Annotated in this window: 19 protein-coding genes; 6 read left to right on the top strand and 13 right to left on the bottom strand. The window is 71.8% G+C overall.

Translation table 11 applies throughout. The features are described 5' to 3' along the window. Positions 1 to 7: 7 nt before the first annotated feature. Positions 8 to 883 (top strand): deoxyribonuclease IV, encoded by an 876-nt coding sequence (locus AC3IX6_RS27815; protein WP_489365624.1) that lies wholly within the window; start codon positions 8 to 10, stop codon positions 881 to 883. A gap of 88 nt (positions 884 to 971) precedes the next feature. Continuing rightward, positions 972 to 1,496, top strand: a complete 525-nt coding sequence (locus tag AC3IX6_RS27810; protein ID WP_489365622.1) for a DUF4396 domain-containing protein — start codon at positions 972 to 974, stop codon at positions 1,494 to 1,496. A 17-nt stretch (positions 1,497 to 1,513) separates the two neighbouring features. Here AC3IX6_RS27810 and AC3IX6_RS27805 read toward each other — a convergent pair whose 3' ends face one another. After that, the gene (locus AC3IX6_RS27805; RefSeq protein ID WP_489365621.1) at positions 1,514 to 2,146 is read right to left on the bottom strand and encodes a sulfite oxidase-like oxidoreductase; all 633 of its coding nucleotides are present in this window, start codon (positions 2,144 to 2,146) and stop codon (positions 1,514 to 1,516) included. Between the two features lie 173 nt (positions 2,147 to 2,319). Here AC3IX6_RS27805 and bfr point away from each other — a divergent pair, with 173 nt between their 5' ends. Beyond that, complete coding sequence (gene bfr, locus AC3IX6_RS27800) at positions 2,320 to 2,796, top strand: bacterioferritin (protein WP_112446344.1); 477 nt, start codon at positions 2,320 to 2,322, stop codon at positions 2,794 to 2,796. A gap of 23 nt (positions 2,797 to 2,819) precedes the next feature. Here bfr and AC3IX6_RS27795 read toward each other — a convergent pair whose 3' ends face one another. After that, positions 2,820 to 3,086, bottom strand: coding sequence for a (2Fe-2S)-binding protein (locus AC3IX6_RS27795; protein WP_489365618.1), 267 nt, complete (start codon positions 3,084 to 3,086; stop codon positions 2,820 to 2,822). A gap of 162 nt (positions 3,087 to 3,248) precedes the next feature. Further along, positions 3,249 to 4,613: a class II 3-deoxy-7-phosphoheptulonate synthase gene (locus tag AC3IX6_RS27790; protein WP_489365617.1), complete on the bottom strand. Its 1,365-nt coding sequence runs from the start codon at positions 4,611 to 4,613 to the stop codon at positions 3,249 to 3,251. Between the two features lie 300 nt (positions 4,614 to 4,913). Between AC3IX6_RS27790 and AC3IX6_RS27785 the strand changes: the two genes are divergently transcribed. Further along, entirely contained in the window at positions 4,914 to 6,818 is a 1,905-nt protein-coding gene (locus tag AC3IX6_RS27785) for an anthranilate synthase family protein (RefSeq protein ID WP_489365615.1), read from the top strand. Here AC3IX6_RS27785 and AC3IX6_RS27780 read toward each other — a convergent pair. The 6 genes from AC3IX6_RS27780 to AC3IX6_RS27755 all read right to left on the bottom strand — a co-directional run bounded on the left by AC3IX6_RS27780 (position 6,815) and on the right by AC3IX6_RS27755 (position 12,178). After that, positions 6,815 to 7,099, bottom strand: a complete 285-nt coding sequence (locus AC3IX6_RS27780; protein ID WP_489365613.1) for a hypothetical protein — start codon at positions 7,097 to 7,099, stop codon at positions 6,815 to 6,817. The genes AC3IX6_RS27785 and AC3IX6_RS27780 overlap by 4 nt on opposite strands. Positions 7,100 to 7,129: 30 nt before the next feature. Further along, complete coding sequence (locus AC3IX6_RS27775; protein ID WP_489365611.1) at positions 7,130 to 8,122, bottom strand: 2-hydroxyacid dehydrogenase; 993 nt, start codon at positions 8,120 to 8,122, stop codon at positions 7,130 to 7,132. 97 nt (positions 8,123 to 8,219) lie between these two features. Next, positions 8,220 to 9,248 (bottom strand): 6-phosphofructokinase, encoded by a 1,029-nt coding sequence (locus AC3IX6_RS27770; RefSeq protein ID WP_489365609.1) that lies wholly within the window; start codon positions 9,246 to 9,248, stop codon positions 8,220 to 8,222. Positions 9,249 to 9,432: 184 nt separating this feature from the next. After that, entirely contained in the window at positions 9,433 to 10,077 is a 645-nt protein-coding gene (locus AC3IX6_RS27765) for a response regulator (protein ID WP_250743819.1), read from the bottom strand. Positions 10,078 to 10,157: 80 nt separating this feature from the next. Then, complete coding sequence (gene macS, locus AC3IX6_RS27760) at positions 10,158 to 11,366, bottom strand: MacS family sensor histidine kinase (protein WP_489365607.1); 1,209 nt, start codon at positions 11,364 to 11,366, stop codon at positions 10,158 to 10,160. A 38-nt stretch (positions 11,367 to 11,404) separates the two neighbouring features. After that, positions 11,405 to 12,178 carry a lysophospholipid acyltransferase family protein gene (locus tag AC3IX6_RS27755; protein ID WP_489371578.1) on the bottom strand — a complete coding sequence of 258 codons (774 nt, stop codon included), beginning with the start codon at positions 12,176 to 12,178 and terminating at the stop codon, positions 11,405 to 11,407. A gap of 163 nt (positions 12,179 to 12,341) precedes the next feature. On the opposite strand from AC3IX6_RS27755, the gene AC3IX6_RS27750 reads away from it, so the two are divergent. Together AC3IX6_RS27750 and AC3IX6_RS27745 are read left to right on the top strand one after the other, a co-directional pair. Then, on the top strand, positions 12,342 to 13,121 hold the full coding sequence (locus tag AC3IX6_RS27750; RefSeq protein ID WP_489365606.1) for an alpha/beta hydrolase: 780 nt from the start codon (positions 12,342 to 12,344) through the stop codon (positions 13,119 to 13,121). Beyond that, the gene (locus AC3IX6_RS27745) at positions 13,114 to 13,716 is read left to right on the top strand and encodes a hypothetical protein (RefSeq protein WP_489365604.1); all 603 of its coding nucleotides are present in this window, start codon (positions 13,114 to 13,116) and stop codon (positions 13,714 to 13,716) included. The genes AC3IX6_RS27750 and AC3IX6_RS27745 overlap by 8 nt, the downstream gene beginning before the upstream one ends. Positions 13,717 to 14,055: 339 nt before the next feature. On the opposite strand, the gene AC3IX6_RS27740 is transcribed toward AC3IX6_RS27745, so the two are convergent. The 4 genes from AC3IX6_RS27740 to AC3IX6_RS27725 all read right to left on the bottom strand — a co-directional run bounded on the left by AC3IX6_RS27740 (position 14,056) and on the right by AC3IX6_RS27725 (position 17,697). Next, positions 14,056 to 14,829, bottom strand: a complete 774-nt coding sequence (locus AC3IX6_RS27740; protein ID WP_489365602.1) for an endonuclease/exonuclease/phosphatase family protein — start codon at positions 14,827 to 14,829, stop codon at positions 14,056 to 14,058. Between the two features lie 77 nt (positions 14,830 to 14,906). After that, a complete protein-coding gene (locus AC3IX6_RS27735) occupies positions 14,907 to 15,848 on the bottom strand; it encodes an ROK family glucokinase (RefSeq protein WP_489365600.1) in 942 nt (313 codons plus the stop codon). A gap of 61 nt (positions 15,849 to 15,909) precedes the next feature. Further along, complete coding sequence (locus tag AC3IX6_RS27730; RefSeq protein WP_489365598.1) at positions 15,910 to 16,419, bottom strand: DUF5304 domain-containing protein; 510 nt, start codon at positions 16,417 to 16,419, stop codon at positions 15,910 to 15,912. A gap of 129 nt (positions 16,420 to 16,548) precedes the next feature. Further along, positions 16,549 to 17,697, bottom strand: a complete 1,149-nt coding sequence (locus tag AC3IX6_RS27725) for an ArsA family ATPase (RefSeq protein ID WP_489365597.1) — start codon at positions 17,695 to 17,697, stop codon at positions 16,549 to 16,551. Between the last annotated feature and the right edge of the window lie 399 nt (positions 17,698 to 18,096).

The raw sequence follows: 18,096 nt of genomic DNA, 5'->3' as shown, positions 1-18,096 counted from the left end.
GCACGCCATGAACAAAATCTTCACGGGCCGCAATCCGGTCGGCGGGCACGTGCCCGTCGCGGGCGGGCTGGCCTCGGTCGGGCTGGCGTACGCCCGCGAGATGGGTGCCGAGGCCGTCCAGGTCTTCGTCGCCAATCCGCGCGGCTGGGCCACTCCGGTCGGCAATCCCGCCCAGGACGAGCTGTTCCGCGAGGCCTGCGCGGCCGAGGGGATCCCGGCGTACGTCCACGCGCCGTACCTGATCAACTTCGGCTCGCACACCGAGGCCACCGTGGAGAAGTCCGTGGAATCGCTGCGGCACTCGCTGCGCCGGGCCCGGGCGATCGGCGCGCTCGGGGTGGTCGTGCACACCGGGTCGGCGACCGGGGGCCGGCCGCGCGAAGCGGCGTACGCGCAGGTCAGGGAGCACATGCTGCCGCTGCTGGACGAGCTGACGCATGACGACGACCCCTTCCTGCTGCTGGAGTCCACGGCCGGGCAGGGTTCCTCGCTGTGCTCGACCGCCGAGGAGTTCGGCCCGTACTTCGACGCCCTCGACCGCCATCCGATGCTCGGGATCTGCCTCGACACCTGCCACATCTTCGCGGCCGGGCACGATCTGGCGGAGCCGGGCGGGACGAAGCAGACGCTGGACCTGCTGGTGGACACGGTGGGCGAGGGCCGGCTGAAGCTGGTGCACGCCAACGACTCCAAGGAGGGCGTGGGCGCCCACAAGGACCGGCACGCGAACATCGGGCAGGGCCACATCGGCCGGGACGCCTTCGCGGAACTGTTCACGCATCCGGCGATGGAGGGCGTCCCCCTGATCACCGAGACTCCGGGCGGCAAGGAAGGGCACGCGGCGGACGTGGCGCTGCTGAAGGAGCTCCGCGAGCTCGGCTGACCTGTTGAGGAATACCCCAGGGGGGTATACGGTTCTGTCATATCGACCGACAGAGCCGCTATCCGGCGTTCCTCGCCAGGGGGTTGCCATGGAACACGCGCACGAACAGCAGCAGCACGAAGGTCACGAGCACCACGAGCACGGCCACGGCCACCACCACGCCGCCGCCGACGGAAAGGTCACCTGGGCCGCCGCCGCGCGGGCCACGCTCCACTGCCTCACCGGGTGCGCCATCGGCGAGGTGCTCGGCATGGTCATCGGCACGGCACTCGGCTGGGGGAACGCCCCGACGATGGCCCTCGCGATCGCCCTCGCGTTCTTCTTCGGCTACGCGCTCACCCTGCGCGGGGTCCGCGCCGCCGGCCTGGACTTCCGTACGGCCATTCGGGTGGCGTTGGCGGCGGACACCCTTTCGATCGCCGTCATGGAAGTGATCGACAACGGGGTGATCCTGCTCTGGCCCGGAGCGATGGACGCGATGCTGTCGGACGCGCTGTTCTGGACGGCGCTGGCGATCGCGTTCGCGGTGGCCTTCGTCGTCACGACGCCGGTCAACAAGTGGATGATCGGCCGCGGCAAGGGTCACGCGGTCGTCCACCAGTACCACCACTGAGCCGTCGAACCGATGAACTACAGCTCGGGCCCGTCGCCCGGCTCCTCCTGGTACGAGTAGCGCTGCTCACGCCAGGGGTCGCCGATGTTGTGGTAGCCGCGCTCCTCCCAGAAGCCGCGGCGGTCGGCGGTCATGTACTCGACGCCGCGGACCCACTTGGGGCCCTTCCACGCGTAGAGGTGGGGCACGACCAGCCGGAGCGGGAAACCGTGCTCGGCGGTGAGCAGTTCACCGCCCTGGTGGGTGGCGAAGACGGTCCGCTCGGAGGCGAAGTCCGCGAGGCGCATGTTGGAGCTGAAGCCGTACTCGGCCCACACCATCACGTGCGTGACCTGCGGGGACGGCGGTGCGAGGGCGAGGACCGTGCGGGCGAGCACGCCGCCCCATTCGGCACCGGTCATGCTGAACTTCGTCACGCAGTGCAGGTCCGCCTCGACGGAGTCGAACGGCAGGGCCGCGAACTCCTCGTGGTTCCAGCAGCGCTTCTCACCGTCGGCCGTCGCGCCGAAGACGCGGAACTCCCAGCGCTCGGGCTTGAACTTGGGTACCGGTCCGTAGTGGGTGACCGGCCAGCCTCGCTGCAACCGCTGCCCCGGGGGAAGCTCCAGTTGCTCTGATCCCGGAGATTCCCGGCTTTCCGGCTGACCCATGTCTCCATGGTGACAGACTTGGCGGGGTGGTCATGACCAGCTTCGCCCGGATTCGGGCAAGTCACGGTAACTCCCACTAAGGAGGCACTTACTGGACGGCCTCCTGCGGCGGTGCAAGGATGCGCGCACCTGCCCCGTCACATTGCTGACATTGCTTGGAAGGAGCCTCTGCGATGCAGGGCGACCCCGAGGTCCTCGAGTTTCTCAACGAGCAGCTGACCGGCGAACTTACGGCCATCAACCAGTACTGGCTCCACTACCGGATCCAGGACAACAAGGGCTGGACGAAGCTCGCCAAGTACACGCGTGAAGAGTCCATCGATGAGATGAAGCACGCGGACAAGATCACCGAGCGCATCCTGATGCTCGACGGTCTGCCGAACTACCAGCGCCTCTTCCACGTCCGCGTCGGCCAGACGCTGACGGAGATGTTCCAGGCCGACCGGCAGGTCGAGGTCGAGGCGATCGACCGCCTGAAGCGCGGCATCGAGGTCATGCGCGGCAAGGGCGACGTCACCTCGGCGCGGCTCTTCGAGGAGATCCTGGAGGACGAGGAGCACCACATCGACTACCTCGACACCCAGCTGGAGCTCATCGAGTCCATCGGCGAGGCGCTCTACATCGCGCAGCTCATCGAGCAGCCCAGCTAGTCCGTACGGCGTACGGGGGCGTCCTACGCGGCTTCGGCGAGCTCCGCGGCGACCGGTACCAGCGGGTCGGCCGCGAGCACGGCGGCGGCGTCGCCCTTCTCCAGCAGTTCACGGCGCGGGCAGGCCCCGCGGCCGAGGAGGCCCTGGATGGTCCGCACGCAGGAGCCGCAGTCGGTGCCGGCCTTCGTGGCCGAGGCGATCTGGCGGGGGGTGCAGGCCCCGGCGGCCGCGTGGTCCTTGACCTGCTTGTCGGTGATCCCGAAACAAGAGCAGACGTACACGCGGTTCACCTCCCTGGCAGGAATGGTTCGGCGAGCCATCCCCTATTCGGTGAGGCTTACCTAACCATACCCAAACTTAGGGTTCCCTAAAAGAGCCGGGAACGACGATGGGGCGCGGATCACATTCGATCCGCGCCCCAACGTCATGAGGTGCTCACAGCGAGCTGCCCCTTACTGGTCGCGGTACATCTCGGCGACGAGGAAGGCCAGGTCCAGGGACTGGCTGCGGTTGAGGCGCGGGTCGCAGGCCGTCTCGTAGCGCTGGTGCAGGTCGTCGACGAAGATCTCGTCGCCGCCGCCCACGCACTCGGTGACATCGTCACCGGTGAGCTCGACGTGGATGCCGCCCGGGTGGGTGCCGAGGCCCTTGTGGACCTCGAAGAAGCCCTTGACCTCGTCGAGCACGTCGTCGAAACGGCGCGTCTTGTGGCCGGAGGCCGCCTCGAAGGTGTTGCCGTGCATCGGGTCGGTGACCCAGGCGACGGTCGCGCCGGAGGCGGTGACCTTCTCGACGAGCTCGGGGAGCTTGTCGCGGACCTTGTCGGCGCCCATGCGGACGACGAAGGTCAGCCGGCCCGGCTCGCGCTCGGGGTCGAGGCGGTCGATGTAGGTGAGCGCCTCGTCCACCGTGGTGGTGGGGCCGAGCTTGATGCCGATCGGGTTGGCGATCTGCGAGCAGAACTCGATGTGCGCGTGGTCGAGCTGGCGGGTGCGCTCACCGATCCAGACCATGTGGCCCGAGGTGTCGTACAGCCGGCCGGTGCGCGAGTCCGTACGGGTGAGGGCGCCCTCGTAGTCGAGGAGCAGCGCCTCGTGGGAGGCGTAGAACTCGACGGCCTTGAACTCCGCCGGGTCGGTGCCACAGGCCTTCATGAAGTTCAGCGCGTTGTCGATCTCCCGCGCGAGCTGCTCGTAGCGCTGCCCGGACGGGGAGTTCTTGACGAAGTCCTGGTTCCAGGCGTGCACCTGGCGCAGGTCGGCGTAGCCGCCGGTGGTGAAGGCGCGCACCAGGTTCAGCGTCGAGGCCGACGCGTGGTACATGCGCTTGAGGCGCTCGGGGTCCGGGACGCGGGACCCCTCCGTGAAGGCGAAGCCGTTCACGGAGTCGCCGCGGTAGGTCGGCAGGGTGATGCCGTCGCGGGTCTCGGTGTCCTTGGAGCGCGGCTTGGAGTACTGGCCGGCGATGCGGCCGACCTTGACGACGGGCACGGAGGCCGCGTACGTCAGGACGGCACTCATCTGGAGCAGCGTCTTCAGCTTGGCGCGGATGTGGTCGGCGGAGACGGCATCGAAGGCCTCGGCGCAGTCGCCACCCTGCAGCAGGAACGCCTCGCCCTTGGCGACGGCTCCCAGGCGGGCGCGCAGCTGGTCGCATTCGCCCGCGAAAACGAGGGGAGGATACGACTCGAGGTCCGCGACGACAGCGCGCAGGGCCTCGGCATCGGGGTACGAAGGCTGCTGCGCCGCGGGAAGGTCTCGCCAGGTCGCCTTGGAGGCGGGGGCTTGGGTTTCAGCGTTCACGGTCACCCCACACACATTACGGCGTCACACCCCGCCTCCCGGTCGAGGACCACTACGTGAGACGGATGTCTCTCGCTGTGTTACTCACCCGTTTACCTCCCCTCGCCGGACGTGTGGGCTAGGGTTCGGAGCATGTACGCGCACTCGAACCAGAACTGGTGGCCCGCTCCCGGCGGCCCACCTCTCGCGCGTACCTGAAGACACGAGCGAAACGAAGGCCGCCCCGAGGGGCGGCCTTCTGCGTTCTGTGAGTCGACACAGCCGCGGGAACACCGGGCCGTCCCACCCTCCGCAACCGGATAGGACGCCCACTCCATGCACGCGCATTCGCACCCGCACCCGCTCCTGAGCCGCCTGCTCGACGACACCTGCCCGCCCTTCGCTCTGCTGCGCCGCCGCACGCCCGGCCGCGACCACGACACCGTCGAGGTGCTGATCGGCCCGGTCCACGAGGCCGAGCACCTGGCCGACCTGCCCGTCGGCGAGCGGCCCGCCCTGGCTCTCGTCCCCTTCCGCCAGATGCGGGAGCGCGGCTTCGACGTGCGCGACGACGGCACGCCGCTGAGCGTGCTCGTCGCGGACGAGGCCCACGAGATCCCGCTCGCCGAGGCGCTGGCCGCGCTGCCGGCCCACGAGGTGCGCGTCGACGACGGCGGCTTCGACGTCCCCGACGAGGAGTACGCGGACACCGTCCGGCGGGTCATCGAGGACGAGATCGGCCGGGGCGAGGGCGCGAACTTCGTCATCCGGCGCACCTACGGGGGCCGGATCGAGGGCTTCGGCCGCGCCGACGCCCTCGCGCTGTTCCGGCGGCTGCTGGAGGGCGAGCGGGGCGCGTACTGGACGTACGTGGTCCACACCGGCGACCGCACCCTCGTCGGGGCCAGCCCCGAGGTACACGTACGGATGACCGGCGGCACGGTCGTGATGAACCCGATCAGCGGTACGTACCGCCATCCGGCCGGGGGGCCGACGGCCGACTCCCTCCTCGACTTCCTCGGGGACCGCAAGGAGACCGAGGAGCTCTCCATGGTGGTGGACGAGGAGCTCAAGATGATGTGCACGGTCGGGGACATGGGCGGCGTGGTCGTCGGTCCGCGGCTCAAGGAGATGGCGCACCTCGCGCACACCGAGTACGAGCTGCGCGGCCGGTCCTCGCTGGACGTGCGCGAGGTGCTGAAGGAGACCATGTTCGCAGCGACGGTGACCGGATCGCCGGTGCAGAACGCCTGCCGGGTCATCGAGCGGTACGAGACGGGCGGCCGCGGCTACTACGCGGGCGCGCTGGCCCTGCTGGGCCTCGACGCCTCGGGCGCCCAGACCCTCGACTCCCCGATCCTCATCCGGACGGCGGACATCGCGCCCGGCGGCGCGCTGCGCGTGCCCGTCGGGGCCACCCTCGTACGGCACTCCGATCCGGCGGGAGAGGTGGCGGAGACGCACGCGAAGGCGGCCGGGGTGCTGGCGGCGCTGGGCGTCCGCCCGGCGGCGGTGCGGCCGTCCTTCGCGGGGGCCCGGCTGGCCGACGACCCCCGGGTGCAGGCGGCCCTGGCGGCTCGCCGCGAGGACCTGGCGCCGTTCTGGCTGCGGATGCAGGAGCGGCCCTCACGGGTGACGGGCCACGCCCTGGTGGTGGACGGGGAGGACACCTTCACCTCGATGCTCCGGCACGTGCTGCGGGTGGCCGGGCTGGAGGTGACCGTACGCCGCTACGACGACCCGGGGCTGCGGGCGGCCGCCCTGGCCTGGGACGGGCCGATCGTGCTCGGCCCCGGCCCGGGCGACCCGGCGGACTTCGGCGACCCGAAGATCCGCACGATGCGCGAGCTGACGGCGGAGCTCCTGACCTCGCACCGGGGCGGCCTGCTCGGGGTCTGCCTCAGCCACCAGCTGCTCGCCGCCGAGCTGGGGCTCCCGCTGGTCCGCAAGGCGGAGCCGGCGCAGGGGGCGCAGACGCGGATCCCGCTGTTCGGGGCCGAGGAGGTCGTCGGCTTCTACAACACGTACGCGGCGCACTGCTCCGCGGAGCGGGAGCGGGCCCTGGCCCTGCGGGGCATCGAGGTCTCCCGCGACCCCGACACCGGTGAGGTGCACGCACTGCGGTCCGCCTCCGGCGGCTTCGCGGGGGTCCAGTTCCACCCGGAGTCGGTCCTGACCCTGCGCGGCGCGGAGCTGGTCCGCGACCTGATCGCCGGCGTCCGGGCCCCGGCCGAGGCCTAGCCCTCAGCCTTCGACGCGACGGCCGAGCGGAAGGAACGGACCAGGCTCCAGGTGAGGACGGGGCCCAGCAGGAGCATCGCGTAGAACGCCACCTCCCCCTCGCCCAGCGCGAGGGCGAGGGTGGGCGGGATCGACAGCACGTGGTCGGCGAAGGTCAGCCACGGGTCGGTCCGGGCGCCGGGTTCGGCCCGGAGCGCGCGCGGCAGCGCCCGGGCGGCGTAGAGGAACAGGACGGCCGCGAGGGCCAGCAGGATCCAGAAGAAGACGGCGGGTATGGTCACGCGGCCGAATCTAGTGGTACGAGGGGCGCGTCAAGACGGCGAGAGGGTGTTTTCCGAGCGACGGCCCGCCAAGTAGTCCGCGACGTTGGCGACCGTGGTGTCGATGATCTGGCCCACCGCGTCGTGGGTGTAGTAGGCCTGGTGGGAGGTGACGACCACGTTCGGGAAGGTGATCAGCCGCGCCAGGGTGTCGTCCTCGACGACCACCAGGGACTTGTCCAGGAAGAAGAGGCCCGCCTCCGCCTCGTACACGTCCAGGCCCACTCCCGCGAAGCGGCCCGACCGCAGCTCCGTGACCAGCGCGTCCGTGTCGATCAGGCCGCCGCGGCTGGAGTTCACCAGGATGGCGTCGTCCTTCATCAGCTTGAGCGACTCGGCGCCGATGATGTGGTGCGTGGACTCCAGCAGCGGGACGTGCAGGCTGATCAGGTCCGAGGACGCGAACAGCGTGTCCTTGTCCACGTACTTCATGCCCAGCTCCACGCACGCCGGGTTCTGCGCCACGTCCCAGCCCAGCAGGTTCATGCCGAAGCCGTGGGCGATCCGGGTGAACGCCTCCCCGATCTTGCCGGTACCGAGCACCCCCACCGTGCGGCCGCGCATGTCGCGGCCCATCAGGCCGTTGAGCCGGAAGTCGAAGTCCCGCGTGCGGTTCGAGGCCCGGACGATCCGCCGGTTCACCGCCATGGCCAGGGTCCACGCGAACTCGGCCACCGAGTACGGGGAGTAGTACGAGACCCGGCTGACGGTCAGGCCGAGCTGGCGCGCGACGTCCAGGTCGATGTTGTTGAAGCCGGTGGAGCGCTGGGCGATCATCTTCGTCCCGCCCGCCGCCAGGGTGCGCAGCACCCGGCCGTTCAGGTCCGCGTTGACGCTCGACGAGACGATCTCGTAGCCGGCCGCGATGGGGGCGGTGTCCTCGCTGAGGAAGACGTCCAGGCAGCGCACCTCGTGCAGGCCGGCGAAGGCCTTCTCGATGAGCGGCTTCTCGTCCCCCTGCACCCCGAATGCCAGGATTTCCACGTTCGCTCCCGTACTGCGCACTGCGCCAAAGAATCGGACCATGGGTCGTTTGTCACCTTACGACCCATGCTCCGCACCCGCGCTGCGGCTCAGCGACTCAGCCGAAGAACACCCCGGCCTCCTCGTACAGCGCCGGGTCCACCGTCTTCAGCTTCGCCGTCGCCTCGGCGATCGGCACCCGCACGATGTCCGTGCCCTTCAGCGCGACCATCTTCCCGAAGTCCCCGTCGCGCACCGCGTCGATCGCGTGCAGCCCGAAGCGGGTGGCCAGCCACCGGTCGAACGCGCTCGGGGTGCCGCCCCGCTGGATGTGTCCGAGTACGGTCGTACGGGCCTCCTTGCCGGTCCGCGCCTCGATCTCCTTGGCCAGCCACTCGCCCACGCCGGACAGCCGGACGTGCCCGAAGGAGTCCTTGGTCGCGTCCTTCAGCACCATGTCGCCGTCCTTGGGCATCGCACCCTCGGCGACGCACACGATCGGCGCGTAGCTCGCCTTGAACCGCGAGCTCACCCAGGCGCAGACCTGGTCCACGTCGAAGCGCTGCTCCGGGATGAGGATGACGTTGGCGCCGCCCGCGAGCCCCGAGTGCAGGGCGATCCAGCCGGCGTGCCGGCCCATCACCTCGACGACCAGGACCCGCATGTGCGATTCGGCGGTGGTGTGCAGCCGGTCGATGGCCTCGGTGGCGATGCCGACGGCGGTGTCGAAGCCGAAGGTGTAGTCGGTGGCCGACAGATCGTTGTCAATGGTCTTCGGGACCCCGACGCAGGGGATGCCGTACTCCTCGTAGAGCTTCGCGGCCACGCCCAAGGTGTCCTCGCCGCCGATCGCGACGAGGGCGTCCACCTCGTACTTGGCGAGGTTCTCCTTGATCTGGCGGACCCCGTCGTCCAGCTTGAACGGGTTGGTGCGCGAGGAGCCGAGGATGGTCCCGCCGCGCGGCAGGATCCCGCGGACGGCGGGGATGTCGAGCGGGACGGTGCGGCCTTCGACCGCTCCGCGCCAGCCGTCCTTGAACCCGATGAACTCGTAGTCGTACTCCTGGACGCCCTTGCGCACCACACTGCGGATCACCGCGTTGAGCCCGGGGCAGTCGCCGCCGCCCGTCAGCACTCCGACCTTCATGGAATTTCCCTTCGCCACAGGGCCCGCTGAGGCCGCGGGGCCCGCATGACGGTCACGCTAGTGGTGACTCAGGTCACAGCAAGGCCTGAGGAAGGGTCAATTCCGGGGGAATTGCGGGGCGTTGCGTACGCCCGTTCACTCGTACGAGGGGCGGCCCCGGCGCGCGGGCGCCCCCCTGCGCGCCTCACGCGTCGTCGAGTCCCCGCTCTATCGCGTACCGGACGAGCTCCACCCGGTTGTGCAACTGGAGCTTGCCCAGGGTGTTCTGCACGTGGTTCTGCACGGTGCGGTGGGAGATGACCAGCCGCTCCGCGATCTGCTTGTACGAGAGCCCCTTGGCCACCAGCCGCAGCACCTCGGTCTCCCGGTCGGTGAGCTGCGGGGCCTTCGGCTCGTCGGAGGCGGCCGGCGCCGGGTCGGTGGCGAGGCGCCGGTATTCGCCGAGGACCAGGCCGGCCAGGCCCGGGGTGAAGACGGGGTCTCCGGCCGCCGTGCGGCGCACGGCGTCGATGAGCTCCTGGGCGCCGGCGGACTTCAGCAGGTAGCCGGTCGCGCCGGACTTCACCGCTTCCAGGACGTCGGCGTGCTCGCCGCTCGCGGAGAGCACGAGGACCCGCAGCGCCGGGTTGGCGCCGACCAGTTCCTTGCAGACCTGCACCCCGGGCATGCCGGGCAGGTTGAGGTCGAGGACCAGGACGTGCGGGGCCGCCGCGCGGGCCCGGCGGACGGCCTCGGGGCCGTCGCCCGCGGTGGCGACCAGGTCGAAGCCGGCGGCGGCGAGGTCACGGGCGACCGCGTCCCGCCACATCGGATGGTCGTCCACGACCATCACCTTGATGCCTGCCAGGCCGCCGTTCTGCCCGCCCAGACCGTGCTGTCCGTGCTGCCCGCTCGACTCGCTCGACTCGTTCACTGCGTGCTCCCCCTCGGTACTTTCAGTTCCACTTCGGTGCCCTGCCCCGGGACGGACACCAGCTCGGCGCTGCCGCCGAGGTCGCGGAGCCGGCCCCGGATGGACAGGGCCACTCCCATCCGGCCCTCGCCCTCGGCCTGGTCGAGCCGGCCGGCCGGGATGCCCGGGCCGTCGTCCCGGACGGTCACGATCACCTCGTCGCCCCAGTCCTCGACCAGGATCCAGGCGCTGGCCCCCTCGCCCGCGTGCTTGCGCACGTTGTCGAGGGCCGCCCCGACCGCCGCGGCCAGCTCCCGCGCGGCGGGCACCGGCAACGGCACCGGAGTGCCCGGTTCCGCGAAGCTCACCCGCGAGCCGGCATGCGGGGCGAGCAGCGCCCGCAGATCGAGCTCGCCCTCCTCCTCGCCGGGTTCCTCCACCTCGAAGGCGGCCACGATCGCGCCGAGCGCCTCGTCGCGGGAGATCCGCGAGGGGCGCGCCAGTCCGCTGGAGACCAGGGTGCGCAGCGCGACCTCCTGCTCCCCCGCCATCCGGCCCAGCTCGGCGGCCTCCCCACCCAGTTCGGTGCCGCGCCGCTGGACCATGGCGAGGACCTGGAGGACCCCGTCGTGGATGTCGCGGGCGAGGCGTTCGCGCTCGCGGGTGGCGGCCTCGATCTCCAGGGCGCGGGCGAGCGTGGCCTCACTGGCGCGGGCCACCTCGACGACGTAGCCGATGGCGATGGAGGCCACCCAGACCAGGAGCACGTTGTGCAGGGTGTCCCGGGTGGGCTCGCCGCGCTGCACGAGGTTCGCGGCGGCGACGAAGCTGGAGGCGAAACAGGCCCAGCGCCAGCCGCCCTTGATGGCGAAGGCGAGGACGGAGCCCGCGGTCCAGATGGAGGGGAGGGTGGGGCCGCCGTCCACGATCCGCGCCTGGGTGTCCGCGAGCGGGGTGAGCAGGATCCCGACGCAGGCGACGGTGAGGTCGGCGCACAGGAACCGCTTGGTGCAACTGGCGGCGTTGGCCACCTTGGGGAGCGTGGCCAGGGTCCAGCCGGCCAGGAAGGCGAGGTAGGAGGCCGCGATCCAGGGGCGGTCGAACTGCTTGTAGGCGGAGGCGAACAGCAGGGCCGCGTAGACCATGGTGAGCAGCCGGTAGGCCGTCAGGGCACGCCACAGCGGCTGCTCGACCGACATGCGTACGACGCGCTCGCGCTTCGCCATCTCCCCCACCCCGTACGGGCGGTCCCGCCCGTGTGCTGCTACTTGTCGGTGTCCGCGGCGGCCGGTTCGGCCTTGCCGGTGCTGTCGGCGCTCTCGGCGCCGGCGGCCTTCTCCGCCTTCTCGCTCCTCGCGGCGGCCTTCTCCGCGTCGGCGATCTGCCGCTTGGCGGCCGTCGCGTAGATGTCGACGTACTCCTGGCCGGAGAGCTTCATGATCTCGTACATGACCTCGTCGGTCACCGAGCGGAGGATGAAGCGGTCCCCGTCCATGCCGTGGTAGCGGCTGAAGTCCAGCGGCTTGCCGATCCGGATGCCCGGGCGCATCAGCTTGGGCACCACCTTGCCGGGCGGCTGGATCTTCTCCGTGTCGATCATCGCGACCGGGATCACGGGCGCGCCGGTGGCCAGCGCCACCCGGGCCAGACCGCCGGGCTTTCCGCGGTACAGCCGGCCGTCGGGTGAACGCGTCCCCTCGGGGTAAATACCGAACAGCTCTCCGCGCTCGATGACGTCGATGCCGCTCTTGATCGCGGCCTCGCCGGCCCCGCGCGCACCCGATCGGTCCACCGGGAGCTGGCCGACGCCCTTGAAGAAGGCGGCCGTCAGCTTGCCCTTGACGCCCGGGGAGGTGAAGTACTCCGCCTTCGCGATGAAGGTCACCTTCCGGTCCAGCACGGCCGGGAGGAAGAAGGAGTCGGAGAAGGACAGGTGGTTGCTCGCGAGGATCGCCGGCCCCTCTGCGGGAATGTTCTCGAGGCCCTCCACCCACGGCCTGAAGGCGAGCTTCAGAGAACCGCCGATCGAGAACTTCATTGCGCCGTAGATCAACTCGAAAGCCTTCCTGTGTCTGTCGAACAGACCATATCCCGTGGCCGCACCCGGAGCCGTCCGACGACCCTGGTCGGTGCCACCCCCGTCGCGTACGGTGAAGTCACACAGCGCTACGCACCCCACGCCCCCCTCTAAGGAGATCCTGGTGCCCGTCCTCCCTGGAGCCGAGCCGTTCCGCCACGAGGGCGGAAAGGTCGGCGTCCTCCTCTGCCACGGCTTCACCGGTTCCCCCCAGTCGATGCGGCCATGGGCCGACCATCTGGCCGCGCAGGGACTGACGGTGTCGCTGCCCCTGCTCCCCGGGCACGGGACGCGCTGGCAGGACATGCAGCTCACCGGCTGGCAGGACTGGTACGCCGAGGTGGACCGCGCGCTGCGGGAGCTCCTCGACAGCTGCGAGCAGGTGTTCGTCTTCGGGCTGTCGATGGGCGGCGCGCTGACGCTGCGACTGGCGGCGAAGCACGGGGACAGCATCAGCGGGATCGTCCTCGTCAACCCGGTCAACAAGATCCACGACCCGCTGGCCGTGGCCCTGCCGGTGGTCAAGCACTTCATCCGGTCGACCCCGGGCATCGCGAGCGACATCGCCAAGCCGGGCGCGGACGAGGTCGGCTACGACCGGGTCCCGACCCGGGCCGCGCACTCGCTGCGCAAGTTCCTGCAGATGCTCGACACCGAACTGCCGCAGGTGACGCAGCCGCTGCTGCTGCTGCACAGCCCGCAGGACCATGTGGTGCGGCCGACGGACTCGACGCGGATCCTGGCGCGGGTGTCCTCCACGGACGTCACCGAAACGCTGCTGGAACAGAGTTACCACGTCGCGACGTTGGACCATGACGCGGAGCGGATCTTCGCGGACAGTTACGCGTTCGTCGGGCGGCTGTCGGAGAGCTTGGGCAGGGAGGGGGCGGCCAGCGGTGGCTGAGCACGAGGAGTCCTCCGGGGGTGTCCCCCCGCTGGACGAGGAAGCGGCGTGGGCGGCGATCGTCGCCGGCTACGGCCAGGAGCCGGCGGATCCGCCGGGCGCGAGACCGTTCCGGCCGATCGAGAACCTCCTCCTGCCGGAGGAGGACGTGAAACCGGCGGCCGGCCCGGTGCCCCCGGCCGACCCGGCGAGCCCTGCGGGCCCGTCGAACCCGGCCTCCCCGGAACCGCCGTCGGCGGCTCTGGGCAGCTCGGTGGTGTTCGCCCCGGGTGTGGGCGGCGCGATCGGGCCGGGTCCGCGGGACCACTCCCTGGCCGACCCCGACGACCATCCCGAGACCGCGAAGGACGAGGGTCACTTCGTCCCCCCGGAGCCGGAGCTGCCGGAGGCGGACACGACGTCGAAGTTCGCCTGGCTGGCGGTGGTGGGCGGGCCGGTCCTGCTGCTCCTGGCGGTGCTGCTCCAGTGGGAGATGACCTGGTGGCTGACGACGCTGGGCGTCGGCGGCTTCCTGGGCGGCTTCGCGACGCTGGTCGCGCGGATGTCCACGGACGAGGACGAGGACGACGACCCCGGCCGGGGCGCGGTCGTCTGACCTTCTCGACGCGCCGGCGGGGCTGGCGCGCCACCGCCGTCCGGCGTGGGTTCGGTGGGCGGGTGCGGGTGCGGGTTGCCGGGCCCTACGGGCGGAATTCCCCTACCCGCCCTTCCACCGTTCCCCGGGGGCTGGTCCCCGGCAACGGGTCCGGGCGGAGCCCGGGGAACGGGTCCGGGGTGGAGCCCCGGGGAACGGGCGAAGGGCGGGCCGGGGACCCCGCCCCCGCAGGGCCGACCCAGCCGCACCCGCCCACCAGCCCCCACGCCGGACGGCAGTGGCGCCACCGCCGACCGACCACCGCCGGACGGAGTCCGGCGCAGCGGTGTGAGCGACGCGTCAAGAAGGTGCGGGTGCGGGCAGCCGGAGGGTCGCCAGGACCGGGAGGTGGTCCGTGGCCTGGGCCAGGTCCGCGGAGGTGACTCCCGGGAGCCCCTCCGGGACCCCGCAGGCGAGGACCTCCACCCCCACGCTGGCGAAGATCGCGTCGATCCGCCGCGGCGGGGTCGACCGCATCCACGTGTGCTCCCCACCCCACGGCGCCACCGCCCGGCAGTCCTGCAGGGCCCCCGCGAGCCGGCGGAAGGCGGGCCCGGACGGGCCCTCGTTGATGTCCCCCGCCGCGATCGCGTACGGCACGTCCATCCCGGCGAGCCGCTCCAGCAGCAGCTCCGACTGGGCCAGCCGTTCGGGCCCGTCCAGGGACAGGTGCGCGCTCAGCACCCCGACCCGGACCCCGCCCAGCCGTACGACGGCCGTGGCGAAGCCCCGCCGGTGGCGGCCCGGCGTCAACGGCAGCAGTATGTCCTCGGTCCGCTCCACGAAGGCCCGTAGGGAACACAGGAGCAGCGGTCCCGCCGCGGTCGCACCTCCTGAGAGGACCACCAGGTCGCACTTCGAGGCCAGCCGCGCCGCGTGCTTGCGCCACCGGAAGAACCGCGGCGCCTCCTGGACGCACACCAGGTCGGGCGCGCACGCGCGGATGACCCTGGCCAGGGCGTCCTCGTCGTCGTGCAGCGAGCGGACGTTGTAGGAGAGCACCCGGATCACGGCGGAACCATCGGCTTCGGTACGGGAGTTCGGCAGCTCGGGCTCGGGCTCGGTGAGGTCCATACCCGCAACATAACGAGACTGCCCGCCGCGCCCCAGGGGGCGCGGCGGGCAGTCTGCCGACACGGGTGCCGCCGGGCTCAGCCCTGGCGGGCCAGGTCCGCCGCGCCGACCAGGCCGGCCTTGCCGCCCAGCTGGGCGGCGAGCACCTGCGCGTGCGGGCGCCACGCGCCGCCGATCAGCCAGCGCTTGAAGGACTTGCGGATCGGGTCGAGGACCAGGTCGCCCTCGTCCGAGACGCCGCCGCCGACGATGAACGCCGACGGGTCGAAGAGCGAGGCCAGGTCCGCGAGGCCGGCGCCGGCCCAACGGGCCAGCTCGCGGAAGGAGTCGATGGCCACCAGGTCGCCGGCGCGGGCCGCCTCGCTGATGTGCTTGCCCTCGATGCCGTCGGGGGTGCCGTCGCCGAGCGCGAGGAGGGCCTTCGCGTTCTCGGGGGTGGCGTTGGCGCGCTGCTTGGCGTAGCGGACGAGCGCGCGCCCGGAGGCGTACTGCTCCCAGCAGCCCTGGCTGCCACAGCCGCAGAGCAGGCCGTCCGGGACGACGCGGATGTGGCCGAACTCGGCGGCCACGCCGAAGCGTCCGCGCCGGAGCTTGTTGCCGATGATGATGCCGCCGCCCAGGCCCGTGCCGAGCGTGATGCAGATGACGTCCTCGTGGCCCTGGCCCGCGCCGAAGCGGTACTCGCCCCAGGCGGCGCAGTTGGCGTCGTTCTCGACGACCACGGGCAGGCCGATGCGCTGCTCGACCTTGTCCTTGAGCGGCTCGTGCCGCCAGTTGATGTTCGGCGCGAAGAGTACGGTCGCGCGCTTGTCGTCGACGTATCCGGCGGCGCCGATGCCGACCGCGTCGATGGTGTGGCCGGCGCTGACCTCGGATACGGCGGCGCAGATCGCGTCGGTCACTCCGTCCGGGGTCGGCGGCGTGGGCACCTTGTACGTCTCAAGGATGGTGCCGTCTTCGTCGACCACGCCGGCCGCGATCTTCGTGCCGCCGATGTCGACGCCGATGGTGAGTCCCATTAGTCCCTCGGTTTCCGGTCAAACCCCGCCGCTGTCAACCGTACCCGAGGGAGGCGGGGGTTCAGTCGAGATCGATCCGCTCGGTCGGGCCGTCATTGCCCTCGTCACGGGGGTCCTTCGGGTTCCCGGACGCGTTTTCGGCGGGCCCGCTCCCCCGTCCGGGGGCCGGTTCGTCGCGCGTCCAGCGGCGCTCGTGGCCCTCTACCGCGGAGCGGTAGGCGGCGAGCAGCTCCGAGCCCGCCGCCGCGAGGTGGTCGAAGACCTCGGGATTGCGCTCGACCACGGGTTTGGCGGCGGTCTTCGCCTGGTTGACGAACTGCCGTACGGCGCCCTGTGCGGCAACGCCGAACAGCGGGTTGTTCAGCGCGGAGACCTTGTCGGACACCTTGTCGGCGACGGCCTCGAAGAGCTTGAAGAGCTCCTCGGCGGCGGTCCCGGCGCCGGCGCCCGCGGAGGCGCCCTGCTCGGACCTGCGGCGCTCCCGCTCGGCGGCGAGGTCCTCGGCACAGGCCTCGGCCCAGGCGTCGTCCCCGGAGGAGGGATCGGTGGGGCGGTCGGTGGCCTCGCTCATGGCGGACTCTCCTGCGGCGGCGGCTGGGCGTGCGGTACGGATTCCTACACGGCGCTGACTCCTACTACCTCCGACGTTACCCGAACGGCGGTACGCCCCCCAGGCCGCTGAGCCCGCCGGGGCGTCCGGCTACGCCTTCGTGCCGCTCCGGGGCCACAGATCCGGGTCCGGGGTGAAGCGGATGCGGAGCTCGTCGTCGGCGAGGGCGGCGCCGGAGACGGTGCAGCGGCGCAGCGCGGCGGGCAGCGGAACGATCCTGCGGTACGGGCCCACCGTGAGCAGCAGCTCGTCCCCGCGCCGGACCAGCCCGAGCTCGCGCTTCTCGGCGCGGGGCAGCGGGACCCGCCAGAGCAGCACCCCGTCCTCGGCGATCCGGTCCTCGACGGTCCAGACGGGGCGGGGCGCGGTCGCCGGGGCGGGGGCCGGGGCCAGCTGCGCCAGGTCCTCGGGACCGTGCGGGTCCCGGCCCAGGTGGGGTACGGGGAGCACCGGGAGGCTCGTGTTCCCGGCCCACTGGGCGGCGTACTTCTCCTGCTGGGCGGCGAGTCCCGCCAGCCACGGGTCGGTGGATCCGGCGGGCAGCATCCGGTTGGCGACGAGCGCGGAGACGGGCAGCCGGTACAGGGCGAGCCCGAGCCCGCCCAGGCGCAGCGCGGCGTCGGCGGCGGGTCCCGGCTCGGCGACGAGCCGTACGGAGGTGGTGGGGGCCTCCAGGACGTCCTGCACGGCCGCCAGGTCCTCGTCCCAGCGGGCGGCGGCCTCGTACAGCCACTGCGCGGGCATCGGGACACCGGCGAGCTGGGCCAGTACGGGGCGCAGGGCGCGGGCCGCCTGGCGCTCCGCGGGGAGCAGCCGGGCGAGGTAGCGGCGGAGCTGGGCGGGGAGGGCGAGGGTGGTGACGGCCTGGTGCAGCGGGGGCAGGTCGACCACCAGGAGGTCGGTGCCGGGCTCGTCCGCGGCCCGGCGCAGGGCGCGGAGCAGGGCGAACTGCTCGGCGCCGGGCAGCTCGGTGATCTCGTCGGTGTGCAGGGGGCGTGCGCCGAGCATCCCGAGCACCGCGGAGCCGCGCTCCTGGAGCGCGACGAGCTCGTGGCGGAACTCCTCGCCGGAGTCGACGCGGGTCACCCTGAGCGTGCCTTCGGGGGCGACGGGCGGGTCGGTGGGGCCGGCGGTGAGCAGGAGCACCCGGTGGCCTTGCCGTGCGGCGGCGAGTGCGGTGGCCGCTGCGACGGTGCTGCGGCCGGCGCCGCCGGGGCCGGTGACGAGAAGGGTGTGCATGCTGCTCCTAGCTCCGCGTGTGCCTGGCCCCTGACCCCTGCGGGGCCGACGGCGACCCCCGCCAGCCTGCCACGCCCCCGGGCCCACCCGGCCCTGGCCTCCGCCCTGCCCCTCCGGCACCGGACCGGTTACGCGCGCAGCCCGGCTGCGGGGTACTGCTGCGCGGGGCAAGGAGTCCCCTACCCGCCCTTCCACCGTTCCCCGGGCGCTGCCCGGACCCCGGTCCTCGAACGCCGGACGGGCTGGAAGCGGGGTACCGGGCTGCGCCCGGACCCCCTGGGGCTCCGCCCCAGACCCCGCGCCTCAAACGCCGGCGAGGCTGGATTTGGCCGACGTCAGCGAGAACCCAGCCCCTCCGGCGTTTGAGGAGCGGGGGTCCGGGGGCCGGCCCCCGGGGAA

Source organism: Streptomyces sp. GL_141, assembly GCF_057834385.1.
Note: the sequence above shows the minus strand (reverse complement) of the source record. Positions and strands in the feature narration are given on the sequence as shown.

What these genes read in the sequence shown, in the direction of transcription:
- AC3IX6_RS27815 (WP_489365624.1), top strand. Translation starts at nt 8, where the DNA reads ATGAACAAAATCTTCACGGGCCGCAATCCGGTCGGCGGGCACGTGCCC.
- AC3IX6_RS27810 (WP_489365622.1), top strand. Translation starts at nt 972, where the DNA reads ATGGAACACGCGCACGAACAGCAGCAGCACGAAGGTCACGAGCACCAC.
- AC3IX6_RS27805 (WP_489365621.1), bottom strand. Translation starts at nt 2,146, where the DNA reads ATGGGTCAGCCGGAAAGCCGGGAATCTCCGGGATCAGAGCAACTGGAG.
- bfr (WP_112446344.1), top strand. Translation starts at nt 2,320, where the DNA reads ATGCAGGGCGACCCCGAGGTCCTCGAGTTTCTCAACGAGCAGCTGACC.
- AC3IX6_RS27785 (WP_489365615.1), top strand. Translation starts at nt 4,914, where the DNA reads ATGCACGCGCATTCGCACCCGCACCCGCTCCTGAGCCGCCTGCTCGAC.
- AC3IX6_RS27770 (WP_489365609.1), bottom strand. Translation starts at nt 9,248, where the DNA reads ATGAAGGTCGGAGTGCTGACGGGCGGCGGCGACTGCCCCGGGCTCAAC.
- AC3IX6_RS27765 (WP_250743819.1), bottom strand. Translation starts at nt 10,077, where the DNA reads ATGGTCGTGGACGACCATCCGATGTGGCGGGACGCGGTCGCCCGTGAC.
- macS (WP_489365607.1), bottom strand. Translation starts at nt 11,366, where the DNA reads ATGGCGAAGCGCGAGCGCGTCGTACGCATGTCGGTCGAGCAGCCGCTG.
- AC3IX6_RS27755 (WP_489371578.1), bottom strand. Translation starts at nt 12,178, where the DNA reads ATGAAGTTCTCGATCGGCGGTTCTCTGAAGCTCGCCTTCAGGCCGTGG.
- AC3IX6_RS27740 (WP_489365602.1), bottom strand. Translation starts at nt 14,829, where the DNA reads ATGGACCTCACCGAGCCCGAGCCCGAGCTGCCGAACTCCCGTACCGAA.
- AC3IX6_RS27735 (WP_489365600.1), bottom strand. Translation starts at nt 15,848, where the DNA reads ATGGGACTCACCATCGGCGTCGACATCGGCGGCACGAAGATCGCGGCC.
- AC3IX6_RS27730 (WP_489365598.1), bottom strand. Translation starts at nt 16,419, where the DNA reads ATGAGCGAGGCCACCGACCGCCCCACCGATCCCTCCTCCGGGGACGAC.
- AC3IX6_RS27725 (WP_489365597.1), bottom strand. Translation starts at nt 17,697, where the DNA reads ATGCACACCCTTCTCGTCACCGGCCCCGGCGGCGCCGGCCGCAGCACC.